The organism is Novosphingobium humi (genome assembly GCF_028607105.1).
Classification (GTDB): domain Bacteria; phylum Pseudomonadota; class Alphaproteobacteria; order Sphingomonadales; family Sphingomonadaceae; genus Novosphingobium; species Novosphingobium humi.
This window is the reverse complement of record NZ_CP117417.1, coordinates 842,152-859,526: the sequence shown is the minus strand read 5'-3', so window position 1 is coordinate 859,526 and position 17,375 is coordinate 842,152. Positions and strand designations below refer to the sequence as shown.

General features: G+C 60.9%; 14 protein-coding genes and 1 tRNA gene. 14 read left to right on the top strand and 1 reads right to left on the bottom strand.

What is annotated here, in order from left to right; translation table 11 throughout:
- Positions 1 to 59 precede the first annotated feature (59 nt).
- Positions 60 to 1,886 carry a translational GTPase TypA gene (gene typA / locus PQ457_RS03905; RefSeq protein WP_273618472.1) on the top strand — a complete coding sequence of 609 codons (1,827 nt, stop codon included), beginning with the start codon at positions 60 to 62 and terminating at the stop codon, positions 1,884 to 1,886.
- Positions 1,887 to 2,000: 114 nt separating this feature from the next.
- Here the strand turns inward: typA and PQ457_RS03900 are convergent, their stop codons facing one another.
- The gene (locus tag PQ457_RS03900; protein ID WP_273618470.1) at positions 2,001 to 3,218 is read right to left on the bottom strand and encodes a sulfotransferase family 2 domain-containing protein; all 1,218 of its coding nucleotides are present in this window, start codon (positions 3,216 to 3,218) and stop codon (positions 2,001 to 2,003) included.
- A gap of 255 nt (positions 3,219 to 3,473) precedes the next feature.
- Here PQ457_RS03900 and PQ457_RS03895 point away from each other — a divergent pair, with 255 nt between their 5' ends.
- The 13 genes from PQ457_RS03895 to hsdR all read left to right on the top strand — a co-directional run bounded on the left by PQ457_RS03895 (position 3,474) and on the right by hsdR (position 17,365).
- Positions 3,474 to 3,926: a hypothetical protein gene (locus PQ457_RS03895; protein ID WP_273618469.1), complete on the top strand. Its 453-nt coding sequence runs from the start codon at positions 3,474 to 3,476 to the stop codon at positions 3,924 to 3,926.
- Between the two features lie 252 nt (positions 3,927 to 4,178).
- Positions 4,179 to 5,351 (top strand): glycosyltransferase family 4 protein, encoded by a 1,173-nt coding sequence (locus PQ457_RS03890; RefSeq protein ID WP_273618468.1) that lies wholly within the window; start codon positions 4,179 to 4,181, stop codon positions 5,349 to 5,351.
- Between the two features lie 289 nt (positions 5,352 to 5,640).
- Positions 5,641 to 6,966 (top strand): replication-associated recombination protein A, encoded by a 1,326-nt coding sequence (locus PQ457_RS03885; RefSeq protein ID WP_273618467.1) that lies wholly within the window; start codon positions 5,641 to 5,643, stop codon positions 6,964 to 6,966.
- Positions 6,930 to 7,856, top strand: a complete 927-nt coding sequence (locus PQ457_RS03880) for a hypothetical protein (protein WP_273618466.1) — start codon at positions 6,930 to 6,932, stop codon at positions 7,854 to 7,856. The genes PQ457_RS03885 and PQ457_RS03880 overlap by 37 nt, the downstream gene beginning before the upstream one ends.
- Before the next feature lie 40 nt (positions 7,857 to 7,896).
- Positions 7,897 to 7,971: transfer RNA gene (locus tag PQ457_RS03875), tRNA-Thr, on the top strand.
- A gap of 165 nt (positions 7,972 to 8,136) precedes the next feature.
- Entirely contained in the window at positions 8,137 to 9,378 is a 1,242-nt protein-coding gene (locus tag PQ457_RS03870; protein WP_273618465.1) for a tyrosine-type recombinase/integrase, read from the top strand.
- Positions 9,379 to 9,422: 44 nt separating this feature from the next.
- Complete coding sequence (locus PQ457_RS03865; protein WP_273618464.1) at positions 9,423 to 10,409, top strand: hypothetical protein; 987 nt, start codon at positions 9,423 to 9,425, stop codon at positions 10,407 to 10,409.
- 118 nt (positions 10,410 to 10,527) lie between these two features.
- A complete protein-coding gene (locus tag PQ457_RS03860) occupies positions 10,528 to 10,695 on the top strand; it encodes a helix-turn-helix domain-containing protein (protein WP_273618463.1) in 168 nt (55 codons plus the stop codon).
- A 4-nt stretch (positions 10,696 to 10,699) separates the two neighbouring features.
- Entirely contained in the window at positions 10,700 to 11,179 is a 480-nt protein-coding gene (locus tag PQ457_RS03855) for a MerR family transcriptional regulator (protein ID WP_273618462.1), read from the top strand.
- A 2-nt stretch (positions 11,180 to 11,181) separates the two neighbouring features.
- Positions 11,182 to 12,279 carry a tyrosine-type recombinase/integrase gene (locus PQ457_RS03850; RefSeq protein WP_273618461.1) on the top strand — a complete coding sequence of 366 codons (1,098 nt, stop codon included), beginning with the start codon at positions 11,182 to 11,184 and terminating at the stop codon, positions 12,277 to 12,279.
- A gap of 42 nt (positions 12,280 to 12,321) precedes the next feature.
- A complete protein-coding gene (locus PQ457_RS03845) occupies positions 12,322 to 13,773 on the top strand; it encodes a class I SAM-dependent DNA methyltransferase (protein WP_273618460.1) in 1,452 nt (483 codons plus the stop codon).
- On the top strand, positions 13,770 to 15,026 hold the full coding sequence (locus tag PQ457_RS03840) for a restriction endonuclease subunit S (RefSeq protein ID WP_273618459.1): 1,257 nt from the start codon (positions 13,770 to 13,772) through the stop codon (positions 15,024 to 15,026). The genes PQ457_RS03845 and PQ457_RS03840 overlap by 4 nt, the downstream gene beginning before the upstream one ends.
- On the top strand, positions 15,023 to 17,365 hold the full coding sequence (hsdR, locus tag PQ457_RS03835; protein ID WP_273618458.1) for an EcoAI/FtnUII family type I restriction enzme subunit R: 2,343 nt from the start codon (positions 15,023 to 15,025) through the stop codon (positions 17,363 to 17,365). Before PQ457_RS03840 ends, hsdR begins: the two co-directional genes overlap by 4 nt.
- The last annotated feature ends 10 nt before the right edge of the window (positions 17,366 to 17,375 follow it).

Genomic DNA, 17,375 nt, shown 5'->3' with positions numbered 1-17,375 from the left:
AACCAAAGCGCCACCCCCAAAACGGGCCTTGCCGCCCGCTGTTGCAGAAAGCCTTTTTGATGTCCGGCCCGCTTCCGCTTCGCAATATCGCGATTATCGCCCACGTTGACCATGGCAAGACCACGCTGGTTGACCAGCTCTTCCGCCAGTCCGGCACGTTCCGCGACAACCAGCGCGTTGAAGAACGCGCCATGGACAGCAACGATCTGGAAAAGGAACGCGGGATCACCATCCTTGCCAAGCCCACCAGCATCGAATGGAACGGCACCCGCATCAACATCGTCGACACCCCCGGCCACGCCGACTTCGGCGGCGAGGTGGAGCGCATCCTCTCGATGGTCGACGGCGTGATCCTGCTGGTCGACAGCTCGGAAGGCGCGATGCCGCAGACCAAGTTCGTGACCGGCAAGGCGCTGGCGCTGGGCCTCAAGCCCATCGTCGTCGTCAACAAGGTCGACCGCCCCGACGAGCGTATCCAGGAAGTGCTGGACGAAGTGTTCGACCTCTTCGTCTCGCTCGACGCCACCGACGAACAGCTTGATTTCCCCGTTCTTTATGCCTCGGGCCGCAATGGCTACGCCAGCGATGACATGAACCGCCGCGAAGGCACGCTCGAACCCATGTTCCAGCTCATCGTCGATCATGTGCCGCCGCCGGCGCTCGACGTTGACGCCCCCTTCACCTTCCTCGTCACCCTGCTCGACCGCGACAACTTCCTTGGCCGCGTGCTGACGGGCCGCGTCACCTCGGGCACGGTCAAGGTCAACCAGCCGATCCACGCGCTGGATATGGACGGCAATGTGATCGAAACCGGTCGCGCCTCCAAGATCCTCTCGTTCCAGGGTCTGGACCGCGTGCCGGTTGAAGAAGCCCGCGCCGGCGACATCATCAGCCTTGCCGGTCTGTCGGTGGCCACGGTGGCCAACACCATCGCCGACACCACGGTGCGCGAGCCGATCAAGGCCCAGCCGATCGACCCGCCGACCCTCTCGATGCGCTTTGCGGTGAACGATTCGCCCATGGCGGGCCGCGAAGGCACCAAGGTGACCAGCCGCATGATCCGCGACCGTCTGGAGCGTGAAGCCGAATCGAACGTGGCCATCAAGATCACCGAATCGGCCGACAAGGACAGCTTCGAAGTCGCCGGTCGCGGCGAACTTCAGCTCGGCGTGCTGATCGAAACCATGCGCCGCGAAGGCTTCGAACTGGGCATCAGCCGCCCCCGCGTGCTGTTCGGCACCGATGAAAACGGCAACCGCACCGAACCTTATGAAACCGTTCTGATCGACGTGGACGAGGAATTTGCCGGCACCGTCGTCGAAAAGATGGCCAACCGTAAGGCAGAAATGACCGACATGCGCCCCAGCGGCGGCGGCAAGACCCGCATCAGCTTCGTCGCGCCCTCGCGCGGGCTGATCGGCTATCACGGCGAATTCCTGTCCGACACGCGCGGCACGGGCATCATGAACCGCCTGTTCGACAAGTACGGCCCCTACAAGGGCAAGATCGAAGGCCGCAAGAACGGCGTGCTGATCTCGAACGGCGCGGGTGAAGCCAATGCCTATGCGCTCGGCCCGCTCGAAGAACGCGGCATCCTGTTCGTGGGCGTGGGCGAAGCGCTGTATGAAGGCATGATCATCGGCGAAAACGCCAAGCCCGAAGACCTCGAAGTCAACCCGATGAAGTCGAAGGCCCTCACCAACTTCCGCGCCAGCGGCAAGGACGACGCCGTGCGTCTGACCCCGCCCAAGGTGATGACGCTGGAACAGGCCATCGCCTATATCGACGAAGACGAAATGGTCGAAGTCACCCCCAAGAACATCCGTATCCGCAAGGCGATCCTCGATCCCAACGAGCGCAAGAAAGCCTCGCGCAAGAAGGATTGATCCTTTCGGATTGATCAGACATGAAAAAGGCCGGGGGTCATGCCCTCGGCCTTTTTCGGTTTTGGGGTTTTAGTTCCGCCGGCGGGCAAAGGAAGGCGGGGCCCCCCTCTCCCGCTATCCCGCGCCAAACACCGCCTTGCGCATCATCAGCCCGGCATAGTCATTGCTTCCGCCCGGCCCCAGGCTGCGCAATTCCAGATCGACGAAACACCGCCCCATGATCGGGGCAAAGCGCAATTCCACCGGCACGCTGATCACGCGCGAGACGCGGGTGGTGAAACCGGCCACGATGCGCTCACCCTCGCGGATCGTCATCGACAATTCAACATCGGGCGCGGCGGGATGCTCCATTGTCAGTTCGCTCGAAAAGCGCTCCTGCCCCTGCGCCAGAAAATCGGCCGAGGCGATGCGCAAGGCGCCCTCGCGCCCATGCGGAGGGTGCAGAAACAGGCTGTCCTCATGCATCTGGATCATGTCGCCCACCGTGCCGCCCTCGATCCGCTGGGCATTGGATGTGCGCAGGACATCGGCCAGCAGCACCGGCGCGGCCTGCTCGACCGGCGCGACAGGCCCCGCCGCCCCCTCCATCGCGGCCATCCGGGCGCACCATTCCGCCCCGATCACATCATAGAGCACCGCGTCATAGCGGGTCAGCGCCATCGCCGCCTGCAGTTCGGGCCGCGTCAGCGTCACCACGCTTTGCCCTTTGGCCGGATTGGTCATCAGGCGGGGCAGCCGCCCACCGCCTTGCAGCCCCAGCATCCCCATCACCGCCGCCACCGATTCGCCCAGCCGCTCGAACAGGATCACCCCGTCAAAGCGCCGCATGACCGCAATCGCCGCCCGCGCGTCGGCCAGCGTGACCGGCCCCTCCTTCTTGTTCAGGATCATGCGGATCTGGGGATTGTCGAAAAGCACATCGAACCCGTCCAGCCCCCGCGCCCGCCCGGTCATCCATTCCAGCAGGCTCATGCCCACGGCCGCATCCTTCAACGCCTGCATCCGCAGGTCGCCCGCCAGCGCGGCCCCGGCATAGGCCTGAATATGGTAATACTGGCTCAGCACATGGTCGACCGGATTGCGCAGGCTGGTCAGCTTGAAACCGTCCACCCCGGCCCGCCGCATCGCCTCCAGCACGCTGGTCTGGCTCAGATGCCCGGCCAGCATCGCGCAATCGCGCAGCGCGGCGGCCAGATCGGTCTGTCCGCCTTCCTCTTCATAGACATCGAGCGCGTGCGGCCCCGGCCAATTATCGCGCAGCAACCGCGTGATCGAAGAACCGGCGGTTTTCGGCACATGGCAAAAGACCAGCCGCGAAGCATGCATTTTCATCTGTCGCCCCCAGGGCCTGACATGGCCCGTGATGTATCCCCAGCCCTTGGGGGCTAATCCAGGCCCGCGCCCCCGCCCAGCCCTATCGCCTCCAATTATGATCCAGTTGGCCCGCCCGAAATTTCCGACGGGCCGCGCATTCCTGAACAATGCCTGCAAAACGCATCCCGATTCCATTCAGCAAACGGGGCGTAGAAAACGAATCAACGGCGACACGGAGTTTTTTCAAAAACTTCCCGGAAGCCCAAAGTTCAGATGAGGTGTACCATGCGCCAGTTCACGAAGAAGACGATCACTGCGGCGGCTCTGGCCGCCAGCGCCTTTGCCAGCTTTGCCGCGACGCCCGCGATGGCCGATCCTTATGGTCGGGGCGGTTATTACGGCGGCCGCCGCGGTGGCGGCGATGCGGTTGCGGCCGGTGTCATCGGCGGCGTGATCGGGCTGGCCCTTGGCGCCGCGATTGCGTCGGACCGTCCGCGCCGCCCGGTCTATGAGCCGGTTTATGCGCCCCCGCCGGTGGCCTATGCCCCGGCCTATGCGCCCGCCCCGGTCTATGTGGTGGACCGCAGCTGGGCATGGCGTGACGGCTACTACTGGGACCATCACGGCAACCGCTATTACCGCGATGGCCGCCCCTGCGACGATTACGGCCGGCGCGGCTATTATGAAGGCCCCCGCGGCTATTACGAAGGCCGTCGCGGCTGGTAACTTCTGACAGAATTGGCGGGGTGCCGACCTTCCCCTTACGCAACCGGCATCCCGCCAGACATCCTCTCCCAGAGCCTCGCCGGCAACCCTCTGCAGCATGGCGGGGCGAACCTTGGGGGCGCATGACGGGCATCCTCGACCTCCAACCGGACGGTCGCCCGCCATGCGCCCTTTTTGTTCATGGCCGCCCGTTTTTGCCCCACACCGCGCAGCCTCTCGCCAAAAGGTACAGGCTTCGCTATGGCGCCCTCGATGACACTCCCTTCCAAAACCAGTGATCTGCGCGTTGCCCTGTTCAGCGGCAATTACAACATGGTCACCGATGGCGCGAACAAGGCGCTCAACCGTCTGGTCGGCTATCTTCTGGCGCAGGGCGCGCAGGTGCGGGTCTATTCGCCCACCGTCGATGCGCCCGCTTTCGAACCCGCCGGCGATCTGATCAGCCTGCCCAGTTTCGCCATTCCCGGTCGCACCGAATATCGCGTGGCCACCGGCCTGCCGCGCGCGGTGCGCCGCGATCTTGAGGCTTTTGCCCCCAATATCGTCCATGTCTCCAGCCCCGACCCTTCGGCCCACCGCGCCGTGACATGGGCGCGCGCGCGCGGATTGCCCGTACTGGGCAGCGTGCATACGCGCTTTGACACCTATCCGCGCTATTACAATCTGGCATGGGTCGAACCGATCCTGACGGCCATCCTGCGCCGGTTCTACCGCCGCTGCGACGGGCTGGTGGCGCCTTCGGAATCCATGGCGCAGGTGCTGCGCGAACAGCGGATGAATTACGACATCTCGCTGTGGAGCCGGGGCGTCGATCGCCATATCTTCGACGCATCGCGCCGCGATATGGCATGGCGGCGCAGCCTTGGCATCGAGGATCACGAAGTGGTCGTGGGCCTGTTCAGCCGCCTCGTCATGGAAAAGGGGCTCGATGTCTTTGCCGACACGATCGACCAACTAGTGGCGCGCGGGGTGCCGCACCGGGTGCTGATCGTGGGCGATGGCCCGGCGCGTGAATGGTTCGAAAACCGCCTGCCCGCCAATGCAGTCTTTGCCGGTTATCAGGCCGGGACCGACCTTGGCCGCGCGGTGGCCAGCATGGACATCCTGTTCTTCCCCTCGATCACCGAAACCTTCGGCAATGTCACGCTGGAGGCCATGGCCTGCTCGCTGCCTGTTGTCTGCGCCGAGGCGACCGGATCGGAAAGCCTGGTCGACAACGGCCATTCGGGCCGCCTGATCCGCCCCGGCCATGTCCACGCCTTTGCTCAGGCCGTGCGCGGCTATATCGAGGACGCCGCCCTGCGCGCCGCCCATGGCGCCGCGGGCGAGGCGCGCAGCCGGGATTTTTCGTGGGATCGGATCAATCAGTCTGTTGCGGATACTTATCTGCGGTTGATCCGGCAGAAGGCTAGGGTGGGGAAGTAAAAAGGATGATGCGAGGGTCTAGACCCTCGCGCTCCCGTTACTGTCTGCGTTTGCGTCAAAGGTTCGACGTTTGGTGTCGGACGCGGCGTTTGAAATTTTAAAGCCTGCGGCGCCCATTTGCTTGCGCCGCAGGCTTTTATCATCATCCCATCTGCACCACGCCGCAAACCACCCACCACCCCATAACGGGATTGCAAAGGGCCCCCGCCCTTTGCCCGCCGGAGGCATCTTCCTCCACCTGCCTAGGGCAAACCTTCCTTTTCCCCTCATTCCTCCCTACATACCCCTCATGCCCGACCTTTTCGCCGCCGACGAACCCGCGCCAACACCCCGCGCCATCCCGGCAGGCGCAATTCCCTTGGCCGAACGCCTGCGCCCGACGGAATTGAGCGAGGTGATCGGGCAGGAGCATCTGACCGGGCCGAACGGCGCAATCGGGCGAATGGTGGCGGCGGGCAGCCTGTCGAGCATGATCCTGTGGGGCCCGCCCGGCACCGGCAAGACCAGCATCGCGCGCCTGCTGGCCGCCGCCGTGGGCATGCGTTACGCGGCGATCAGCGCGGTGTTTTCCGGCGTCGCGGATCTCAAACGCATGTTTGCCGAGGCCGAGGGCGCGCTGGCGCTGTCGGGTCGGCGGACGCTGTTGTTTGTGGACGAAATCCATCGTTTCAATCGCGCCCAACAGGACGGCTTTCTGCCTTATGTCGAACAAGGCGTGGTGACGCTGGTGGGCGCGACGACGGAGAACCCTTCCTTCGCCCTCAACGCCGCTTTGCTAAGCCGCGCGCAGGTGCTGATCCTGCACCGCCTCTCGCCCGAAGCTCTGGCCCATCTGCTGGCCCGCGCCGAGGAGGCCGAGGGCGTGTCCCTGCCCCTGACGCCCCCTGCGCGCGAGGCCTTGATCGCCAGCGCGGATGGTGATGGCCGCTTTCTGCTGGGCCAGGCCGAGACGCTCTACAATGCCCAGATCGCCGCCCCGCTTGATCCGGCTGAATTGGGGCAATTCCTGCAACGCCGCGTGGCCGTTTATGACAAGGACCGCGACGGCCATTACAATCTGATTTCCGCGCTGCATAAATCGGTGCGCGGGTCCGATCCGCAGGCCGCGCTTTATTATCTGGCGCGGATGCTGACGGCGGGTGAAGACCCGATGTATCTGCTGCGCCGCCTTGTCCGCATGGCCTCGGAAGACATCGGCCTTGCCGACCCGATGGCGCTCCAGCAATGTTTGGCCGCCAAGGATGCCTTTGAATTCCTCGGCAGCCCGGAAGGTGAACTGGCCATCGCGCAGGCCTGTCTTTACCTTGCCAGCGCGCCCAAATCCAATGCGGCCTACAAGGGCTGGAAAGAAGCGGCGGCCTCGGCCCGCGCCACAGGATCGCTGATGCCCCCCGCCAATATCCTGAACGCGCCGACCAAGCTGATGAAAGACATCGGCTATGGCGCGGATTACGCCTATGACCATGACGCGCCGGACGCTTTTTCCGGCGCGAATTACTGGCCCGAAGGCATGGCGCCCCAGCAATTCTATCGCCCGGTCGAGCGCGGTTTCGAGCGCGAGATCCTCAAGCGTCTGGAATGGTGGGACCGCAAGCGGCGCGAGCGGGCCGGGTGACGCCGCGCTTTACCCATTTCGCCGCCATCGACTGGTCCGGCGCGGCCGGAGAGCGCCATCGCGGCATTGCCGTGGCGATGATGGCGGCCGATGATGATGCGCCCCGTCTGATCCGCCCCGGCCATGTCTGGTCGCGCCGCGAGGTGCTGGAATGGCTGGTTGATGAGGCGCCGCCGCAAACGATCTTCGGCTTTGATCTGGGCCAGTCGCTGCCCTTTGCCGATGCGGGAGCCTTCTTTCCCGGCTGGGCCGACAGCCCGCCCGATGCGCGCAGTCTTTGGGCCATGGTCGAGGCAATCTGCGCCGATGATCCGCATCTGGGCGTCGCCAGCTTTGTCGATCACCCCGACATCGCCCGGCATTTCCGCCGCCCCCGAACAAAGCATGAGGCGGGGCGCGAGGGTGACCTGTTCGGCGGCGGGCGCGGCCGCTTCCGCGTGACCGAGGCCGCGCAGGCCGCCATCGGATGCAGCCCCACCAGCAATTTCAACCTCGTCGGCGCGGCGCAGGTGGGCAAGGGATCGCTTTCGGGCATGCGCCTGCTACACCGTCTGCCGCGCGACATCGCCGTCTGGCCGATGGATGCGATCACGCCGGGCGGCAAAGTGGTGGTCGAAATCTATACCACCATCGCGGCCATCGCCGCCGGACGCCGCGCCCGCGCCAGCAAGATCCGCGACGGCGCGGCGCTAACCGATGCGCTGGCTGCGCTGGGCTGTCGGATCGGCGCATTCAGCGCCTGGCCCGAAACGATCACCGACCACGCCGCCGATGCGCTGATCACGGCGGCATGGCTGCGCGGGCATGCCCATCGCGGCGAATTATGGCGGCCCGCGATGATGAATGATAAAATTGCACAAACCGAGGGCTGGACCTTCGGCGCGCTTTGAGGCTATGGGGCTGTCGCGCCAAAGACGGCGCGCATTCTGGGCCGGCTTAGCACAGCGGTAGTGCAGCGGTTTTGTAAACCGAAGGTCGGGGGTTCGATCCCCTCAGCCGGCACCATTTACCCATTCGCCAACACCCGCGAATGATTGCAAAAACCCCAGAAATCTGCCAAATATGAAGCCTTCGACGCTGCTGACGTTCGCCCATGTTCGCCCGCAGCCACCCCAGATTGGGGGCCTCTTTGGGGCCTTTTCATCTGGGGGCTTTTGAAAGGCCCCCACTATGGCTTTGACCGACACCGCCGCCCGAAATGCCAAGCCGCGCGAAAAGGAATATAAACTGGCCGACAGCGGTGGCCTTTATCTGCTGGTGACGCCCGCAGGCGGCAAACTTTGGCGGCTGAAATTCCGAATCGATGGCCGCGAAAAGAAGCTGTCTATTGGCAGCTATCCCGAAATCAGCTTGGCCGAGGCGCGCAAGCGGCGCGATGAAGCGCGCGAACAGATGGCGGCTGGCAAAGACCCCTCGCGCGAAAAGCAACTGGCCAAACACCGCGCGCAAGTCGCCGCCGCCAACACCTTTGCCGAAATCGGGCAAGAGTATCTGGGCAAGCGCAAGCGCGAAGGCCTTTCAGGCAGCACCAGCGGCAAGGCTGACTATTACCTGTCGCGCCTCACCCCTGCGCTTGGTCGCCTGCCGGTTGGCGAAATCACCGCATCTGATGTGCTGGCCGTGCTGCGCGTTTTTGAAAAGCAGGGGAAGCACGAAACCGCCAACCGCCTCTTGCAACTGGCCAGCCGCATTTTCAGATATGCCGTGGCAACCGCCCGCCTGACTTCAGACCCGACCCGCGATCTGCGCGGGGCCATCACCACGCCCAAGGTGAAGCACTACGCTGCCATCACCGATGCCGAGGGCACGGGCAAACTTCTGCGCGCGATAGATGGCTATGAAGGCGGCGGGATGACGCGGCTGGCTTTGCAACTGGCCCCGCATGTTTTCGTGCGCCCCGGCGAATTGCGGCAAGCCGAATGGAACGAAATCGATCTGGAAAAGGCGCTCTGGATCATCCCCGCCGAAAAGATGAAAATGCGAAAGCCCCATCATGTGCCGCTGTCGCGGCAAGCAGTAGCTCTGCTGCGTGAGGCTGCGGGGCTGACAGGTGCGAAGGGCTATGTTTTCCCAAGCGTGCGAACCAATGCCCGCCCGATGAGCGAAAACACCATCAACGCCGGTTTGCGGCGGCTGGGCTATTCCAAGGACGAAATGACCGCGCACGGCTTCCGCTCAATGGCGTCCACCTTGCTCAATGAAAGCGGCAAATTCTCGCCCGATGCCATCGAACGCGCGCTGGCCCATTCCGACAGCGACAGCGTTCGCGCTGCTTATCATCGCGGCGCGCATTGGCAGGAGCGCGTGGAAATGGCCCAATGGTGGAGCGATTACCTCGATCAACTGCGCAAGGGGGCCGAGGTCATTCGTTTCCCACAGTCGGCACAGATTCCAATTTCTGTGCATGATTGACCGCCTACGCTTGCGGCTGGCCGCTGATCCGCTAATTTTGGACAATGTCTGAAAGCTGGATCAGCGCCACACTTGCCTATCGAATGCTTGAAGATGCTGGCATGACGGCGGTTGGTTATCTCATTTGTAGCCGGGCCAATGACGGGCTTATATCTGCCAGAGCAAGGTTGCTGGTTTCCGGCAACCAACGAAACCACGATGTTGACGTCCCAGAGGGGTTCTGGTGGGCGCGCGGCCATGAAGCCTTGACCCAAAACTGGCAGACCGGCGATTTTGAGACATGGGTTCACGAGACGATATTTTGCCGCGCTTATGGCGTCGAATTTCGTGAACAAGAAATCAGGGCGATGTTACCAGCCCCAGAACCGATGATCATCGAGAAGCCCACCAAGTTAAGCGGCGTTTCTGCACCGGCGGCGCGATGCGTACAGGAATTAGTGAGAACGACAAGCCGGACCAAGCAGGAAATCCAAGATGAAATTCTGCGGTGTTGTCGAGCAGGCATGATCGCTGCTAATTGCGCGTCTATCCACATTGAAACGCCAAGACGGCACGGCGCTGATCACGATAATCGGGAAAATTGCGCCATTCCCGCATGGTTTTGGACCAACTGTCTATCCATGGGCGAACCTGTTTTGAATTGGGAGCGTGGCAGGTTTTCAGGTTCAGGAAATGTTGGGTCACAATACAAGAAGGTTCAGATTTCTGGCGTAGAATTTAGCGTAAGCGACATTCTTGACGTGGAAGCCATGCTCTTGGGCCAACAATTGAAGGAAGCCGCAACCGAGCCTGATGCCACGAACGAAGAAAATGAGCCTGCAAAGCGCGGGCGCAAGCCAACCTATGATTGGGAGGCTGCCGTAACCGCGATCTGGGGGCAACTATATCGCGGCGACCTTCAACCCCAAACCCAAGCCGAGATTGAACTGGCCTTTATCGTCCACCTGAGAAATGGCGACAAAGAGCCTTCGGAAAGTACCGTGCGGCCCTACGCAAATCGCATTTGGAACGAAGTGCGGAAAGAGGCCTGAAATTCCCTTGTCGCCAATTGCAGGCCTTATTTCGGCTTTATCATCCGACTAACCGCCAAGCATCCCTGATGCTTCCCTGCATCCGCTGGCACACACCGGCATTGCAGGAGCATGACGCATGGAACGTTTCGCCTATTCGATCAATGACACCGCCAAGGCCCTGAGTCTGGGCCGCACCTCGGTTTATGCCATGATTGCCGATGGCCGCTTGGAGGTTTTCAAGCTGGGCCGTCGTACCTTGGTTAAAGCGGAATCGATCCGTCGCTTGATTGAGGGGCAGGGTTAATCCCATGCCCGCGCGTCGGGCCAATCCGCAGCGGGTAAAGCTGCACCGCAGTTATAGCGTGTCCGAACTTGCCTTGTGTTGTGGTGTCCACAAAAACACCATCCGCCATTGGCAGGCCAAGGGGCTGGAGCCTGTTGATAGCAGCCGCCCCACGCTCTTTCGCGGGGCCACCATTCGCGCTTTTCTGGCCAAAGCCAAGGCCAGCCGCAAAAGCCCTTGCCCTCCCGGCACGCTCTATTGCCTGCGGTGCAGGGAGCCGCGCAAGCCTGCGCTGGGCATGGTCGATTTCGTGCCGATCACGGAAAGCGGCGGCAACTTGCGGGCGATCTGCGGAACCTGCGAAACTGTGATGCACCGCCGCGCCCGCCGCGCCGATTTGGGGCGGATCATGCCCGGTTGCACCGTCCAAATCACGCAAGGCCAGATACGCCTAAAGGGGCGTGCTTCCCCTTCCCCGAATTGTGACAAGGAAAGGCAGAACTGATCATGGTGAAACACAATGGCGCAAACGAGCGGATCAAGCGCGATTATTTCCGCTATTTGCAGGAGGCAAAGGGCCGCGATGACGCCACTGTCGATGGCGTGGCCAAATCGTTGGCTCGGTTTGAAGAGGCCACGCGGGGCCGAGACTTCAAGCGCTTCAACCGCGAAATGGCGGTGGCCTTCAAGAGGCGGCTGGCAGAGACCCACAACATGCGCACGGGTGAAAGGTTGAGCAAGGCGACTGTGCTGGCCACGCTGCGCGATCTGCGCGGCTTCTTCTTCTGGCTTGCCCATCTGCCCGGATACAAAACCCATATCCGCTATGATGACGCCGACTATTTCAACCTGAGCGACAAAGACACCGCGATTGCCCGTGCCCGCCGCGAGAAGAAGGTGCCGACGCTCGATCAGCTGCACCGCGTTCTGGCCACCATGCCCACCGTGACCGTGCTGGAGCGGCGCGACCGCGCGCTGGTGGCCTTCACCGCCCTGACCGGCGCGCGTGTTGCCGCGCTGGCCAGTTTCAGGCTGGAGCATATCGATCTGGCGGCTGGCGTCGTGCATCAGGATGCGCGCACCGTGAACACCAAATTCGGCAAGACCTTTCCCACATGGTTTATGCCCATTGGCGGCGATGCTCTGGCCATCTTGCAGGATTGGATAGAAGAACTGCGCCGCGACCATCTTTGGGGGCCAGCCGATCCGCTCTTTCCCTCAACCCGCATGGGGCTGGGCGAGTGCGGCGGCTTTGTGGCGCAGGGCCTCAACCGCCATGGCTGGGCTACAACGCAACCCATCCGCGAAATCTTCAAGCGCGCTTTTGAGGCGGCTGGCCTGCCCGCATTCAACCCGCACAGTTTCCGCGATATGCTTGTGCATCACGCCATGAAGCTGAACCTCTCGCCCGAAGCGATGAAGGCGTGGAGCCAGAACCTTGGCCATGCCGATGTGATGACCACCTTTACCAGCTATGGCACCGTGCCCGCGCATCGGCAGGGGGATTTGATCAAATCGGCTGGCGAGCGCTCCACCTCCGCTGATTTCTTGAACGACCCCGATGTGGCCGCATTGGTGGCCAAGATTCGCGGCAAGGTTGCATAGTGTCGCTTGTAGAATTCTACACGCCGCTGCTAAGCATTCGCCATGTTCGAACAAACTTTCAACACGCTCGAAAATGTCCTGCGCCAAGAGGCGGGCTGCACTACGGAACTGGATTACACCGAACAGACAAGCTGGCTGCTGTTCCTGAAATATCTCGATGATCTGGAAGGCGACCGGGCCATCGAAGCCGAGTTGAGAGGCCAGCCCTATGTGCACATTATCGATGCCGCGCACCGCTGGGGCCGCTGGGCCGCGCCCAAAGGGGCCGATGGCAAGATAGATCACAACAAGGCGCTGACCGGGCCGGACCTGATCGATTACGTCAACCGTGAACTTTTCCCCTATCTGGAAGGCTTCAAGGCCCGCGCCACCAGCGCCGACACCATCGAATACAAGATTGGCGAGATTTTCGGCGAAATCCGCAACAAGTTCACCAGCGGCTATTCCCTGCGCGATGCACTGGACGCGATTGATGAACTGTCATTTCGTTCGCAGGATCAAAAGCACGAACTGTCCGAACTCTATGAAGCCAAAATCCGCAAGATGGGCAATGCGGGGCGCAATGGGGGCGAGTATTACACCCCGCGCCCGCTGATCCGCGCCATGATCCGCGTGATCAACCCGCGCATTGGCGAAAAGATTTATGATGGCGCGGCTGGCTCCTGCGGCTTCTTGTGCGAGGCTTATGATTTCCTGCGCCCGCAGGCCAAGACGACGGAAGAGCGCGCCACGCTGCAAAGCCGGACCTTTTACGGCAAGGAGAAGAAGAGCCTTGCCTATGTGATTGGCACGATGAACATGATCCTGCACGGGATCGATGCGCCCAACATCGTGCACACCAACACGCTCTCGGAAAACATTCTGGATATTCAGGAAAAGGACCGCTTTGATGTGATCCTGGCCAACCCGCCTTTTGGCGGGAAGGAGCGGCCCGAAATCCAGCAAAACTTTCCGATTAAGACCGGCGAAACGGCCTATCTGTTTTTGCAGCATTTCATCAAAAGCCTGCGCGCGGGCGGCGCGGCGGCGGTGGTGATCAAGAACACCTTTTTGAGCAACACCGATAATGCCAGCGTGGCGCTGCGCCGGGAATTGCTGGAAAGCTGCAACCTGCATACCGTGCTGGATATGCCGCAAGGCACCTTTCAGGGGGCGGGCGTCAAGACCGTGGTGCTGTTCTTTGAAAAGGGCGAGGCCACACGCAATATCTGGTATTACCGGCTCGATCCGGGCCGCAGCATGGGCAAGACCAGCGCGCTCAATGATGCCGATATGGTGGACTTTATCGAGCGCCAAGCCAGCTTTGCCGATGGCCCGAATAGCTGGACCATCGCGGCGGACAGTATCGATCCAGCCACATGCGATCTGACCTTGCGCAACCCCAACGCGCCAGAGTCCGAGGCGCTGCGTAGCCCGCAGGAAATTCTGGACGAAATCGCCGCTCTGGATGCCGAGAGTGCCGAGATTTTGGTGCGTGTGAGGGAATTGCTGTGAGCGGTTGGCCCACGAAGCCTCTTGGCGAGGTTTGCACATTTTTGAATGGGCTTTGGACTGGCAAGAAACCACCATTCGAACAAGCGATTGTATTTCGAAACACTAATTTTCGTCCTCACGGGCGACTGGATGACAGTGATGTAGCTTTGCTGGAAGTCGAAACGAAGCAACTTACAAAACGCAAATTGCTTCCCGGCGATATCATCATTGAAAAATCTGGCGGCGGCCCCAAGCAAGCGGTCGGAAGAGTCGCATACTTCGACAAAACTGGCGGAAATTTTTCGTTCAGCAATTTTACTTCTGCGGCGCGAATTATCGACCGAAATGAGGTTGAACCTCAATACCTGACCCGCTTTCTCGATTGGTGCTATGTGAGCGGCATGACCGAAGGGATGCAAAGCCATTCAACGGGTATCCGCAACCTTGATTTCAATGCCTACAAGGCGATTAACGTCCCCCTGCCCCCGCTCGAAGAGCAGCGGCGGATTGTGGCGGTGCTGGATGAGGCCTTCGCCGCCATCGCCCAAGCCACCACCAACGCCGAAAAAAACCTCGCCAATGCGCGGGAGTTGTTTGCCGCCCGGCGCGAACAACTGCTGCGCCAGCCTCCTAGCGATTGGCTGGAAAGCCCCCTGTCCGAGCTTTGCACCATCAAGCATGGCTTCGCCTTCAAGAGCGAATATTTCAGCGAGAACGGCGATCACATTCTTCTGACCCCCGGCAATTTCTTTGAGTCTGGCGGTTATCGTGACCGGGGGCAAAAGCAGAAATTTTACGACGGCCCTGTGCCAGAGGATTTTGTTTTAAAAGGCGGCGATTTGCTCGTCGCGATGACCGAGCAAGCCGCTGGCCTTCTTGGTCGCCCGATTATCGTGCCGTTCGATGGCGTGTTTCTTCACAATCAGCGGTTAGGGCTTGTTCAGCCCAAGCCAGATATTGAGTGGGAGAATGAATTTTTCTTCCACGTGTTCAACACCTGCCACTTGCGCGATGAGGTGCACCGAACTGGCAACGGACAAAAGGTGCGCCATACTTCGCCCACAAAAATTGGTGATGTGGTTGTCAGATTTCCGAGATCACGAAATGATCAATTGGCTATGGCTGAATATCTTTCAAATCTTTGGGAGGAAACAGAATTGCTTTACGATGTGCAAGCTTCTCAGCTTGTGAAACTTGCCTTACTCAAACAATCCCTTCTTCACCGCGCCTTCACCGGCGAACTCACCGCCAAACCGGAACTCGCTCTGGCATGAATGAAGCCGAAACCCGCGCCGAACTGATCGACCCTGCTCTGCGCGCGGCTGGCTGGGGCGTGGTGGCGGAAAGTCGGACACGGCGCGAGGTGATTGCACCGGGCCGGATCATGGGGCGCGGCAAGCGGGCGCGCGGCCTGTCCTGCGATTATGTGCTGGTCTATCGCAACACCAAGCTGGCCAGCGTGGAAGCCAAGGCCGCCACCAAAAGCTATACCGAGGGCGTGGCGCAGGCCAAGGATTATGCCAGCCGCCTGCAAACCCGCTTTGCCTATGCCACCAATGGCAAAGAGATTTACCGCATCGATATGCAGACCGGGGCGGAAAGCCTTGTCGATGCCTTCCCCACCCCGCAGGAATTGTGGGACACCACCTTTGCCAGCGCCAACGCATGGCGCGACCGCTTCGCCGCCGTGCCCTACGAAACCGCAGGGGGGAAGTTCGAAACGCGCTATTATCAGCACAACGCCATCGAAGCGGTTTTAAAGGCGATCAGCGAAGGGCGCGACCGCGTGCTGCTGACCCTTGCCACCGGCACGGGCAAGACCGCCATCGCCTTTCAAATCGCATGGAAGCTGTTTAACGCGCGCTGGAACCTGATCGACTGGAAGGCCGAGGGCGAACCGGCGAGGCGCCCGCGCATCCTGTTTCTGGCCGACCGCAACATTCTCGCCGATCAGGCCTATAACAGTTTCGGCGCCTTTGAAGATGCCGCCCTTGCCCGCATCACCCCCGGCGAAATCCGCAAAAAGGGCGCGGTGCCCAAGAATGCCAGCATCTTCTTCACCATCTTTCAGACCTTCACCAGCGGGCGCGATGAAGAAGGCAATCCGACGCCCTATTTCGGCGACTATCCCCCCGACTTTTTCGACTGCATCATCATCGATGAATGCCATCGCGGCGGGGCCAAGGATGAAAGCGAATGGCGGGCAATTCTGGAATATTTCGCGCCAGCCGTGCAAATCGGCCTGACCGCCACACCCAAGCGCGCCAACAATGCCGACACCTACCGCTATTTCGGTGCGCCGGTTTACACCTATTCCCTTAAAGAGGGGATCAATGACGGCTATCTGACCCCATTCAAGGTTCGCCAGATTGGCACCACGATAGACGAGTATGTCTATACCAGCGATGACAAGGTTATCGAGGGCGAGGTGGAAACGGGCAAGCGCTACACCGAGAGCGATTTCAACCGGACAATCGAAATCCGCGAGCGCGAGGCTTACCGCGTCAAAACCTTCATGGGCATGATCGATCAGCGCGAAAAGACGCTGGTTTTCTGCGCCACCCAAGAACATGCCGGTTTGATCCGCGATCTGATCAATCAGGTGAAAACCAGCGCCAACCCGAATTACTGTGTGCGAGTGACCGCAGAAGATGGCGCGGCTGGCGAACAATGGCTGCGCACTTTTCAGGATAATGACAAGACCATCCCCACGATCCTGACCACCTCGCAAAAGCTTTCAACCGGTGTGGATGCGCGCAACATTCGCAATATCGTGCTGATGCGCCCGGTTAACTCGATGATCGAGTTTAAGCAGATTATCGGTCGAGGCACCCGCCTGTTTGACGGCAAGGACTATTTCACGATTCTGGATTTCGTGAAGGCCTACGAACACTTCCACGACCCCGAATGGGATGGCGAACCGCTGGCCCCAGAGCCGCCAAAAGAAGGTCGAAATAGGCCAGAGCCACCCACTCAACCAGAACCGCCCACCAACGGGCCAGAGGATGGGCCGAAAACCAAGCTGCGCATCACCCTAGCCGATGGCAAAGAGCGCACTTTCCAGCATATCAGCGCGACCACTTTCTGGGGCGAGGATGGCAAGCCAATTTCCGTTCAGCAGTTCATCGAAGCGCTGTTTGGGAAGCTGCCGGAATTGTTCAAGGATGAAGACGAGTTGCGCGCCCTTTGGGGGCAACCGGATACGCGCGCGAGGCTGATCGAGGGCCTAGCGGAACGGGGCTTCGCTGGCGAACAGCTAGAGGCCATTCGTAAGGCGGTTGACGCAAATGACAGCGACCTGTTCGATGTGCTGGCCTACATCGCATTTCTGCGGGCACCTTTGAAGCGAGCCGAACGCGTCCAAGATAAGCGAGAGGCAATCCTTTCTCATTGCGATCCGCGCCAACGCGAGTTTCTGGATTTCGTGCTTGCTCAATATGTGCTGGTTGGCGAAAGCGAATTGGACGGGGCTAAATTGCCTGAACTGCTTCAACTCAAATACGGAAGCCCCGCTGACGCGATTAACCTGCTTGGGCCAGTCGGCGCGATCCGTTCAACCTTCCACGGTTTTCAACGCCAATTGTACGCCGCACGGCAAGCGGGAAGCGATTAAAAAGCGGCGT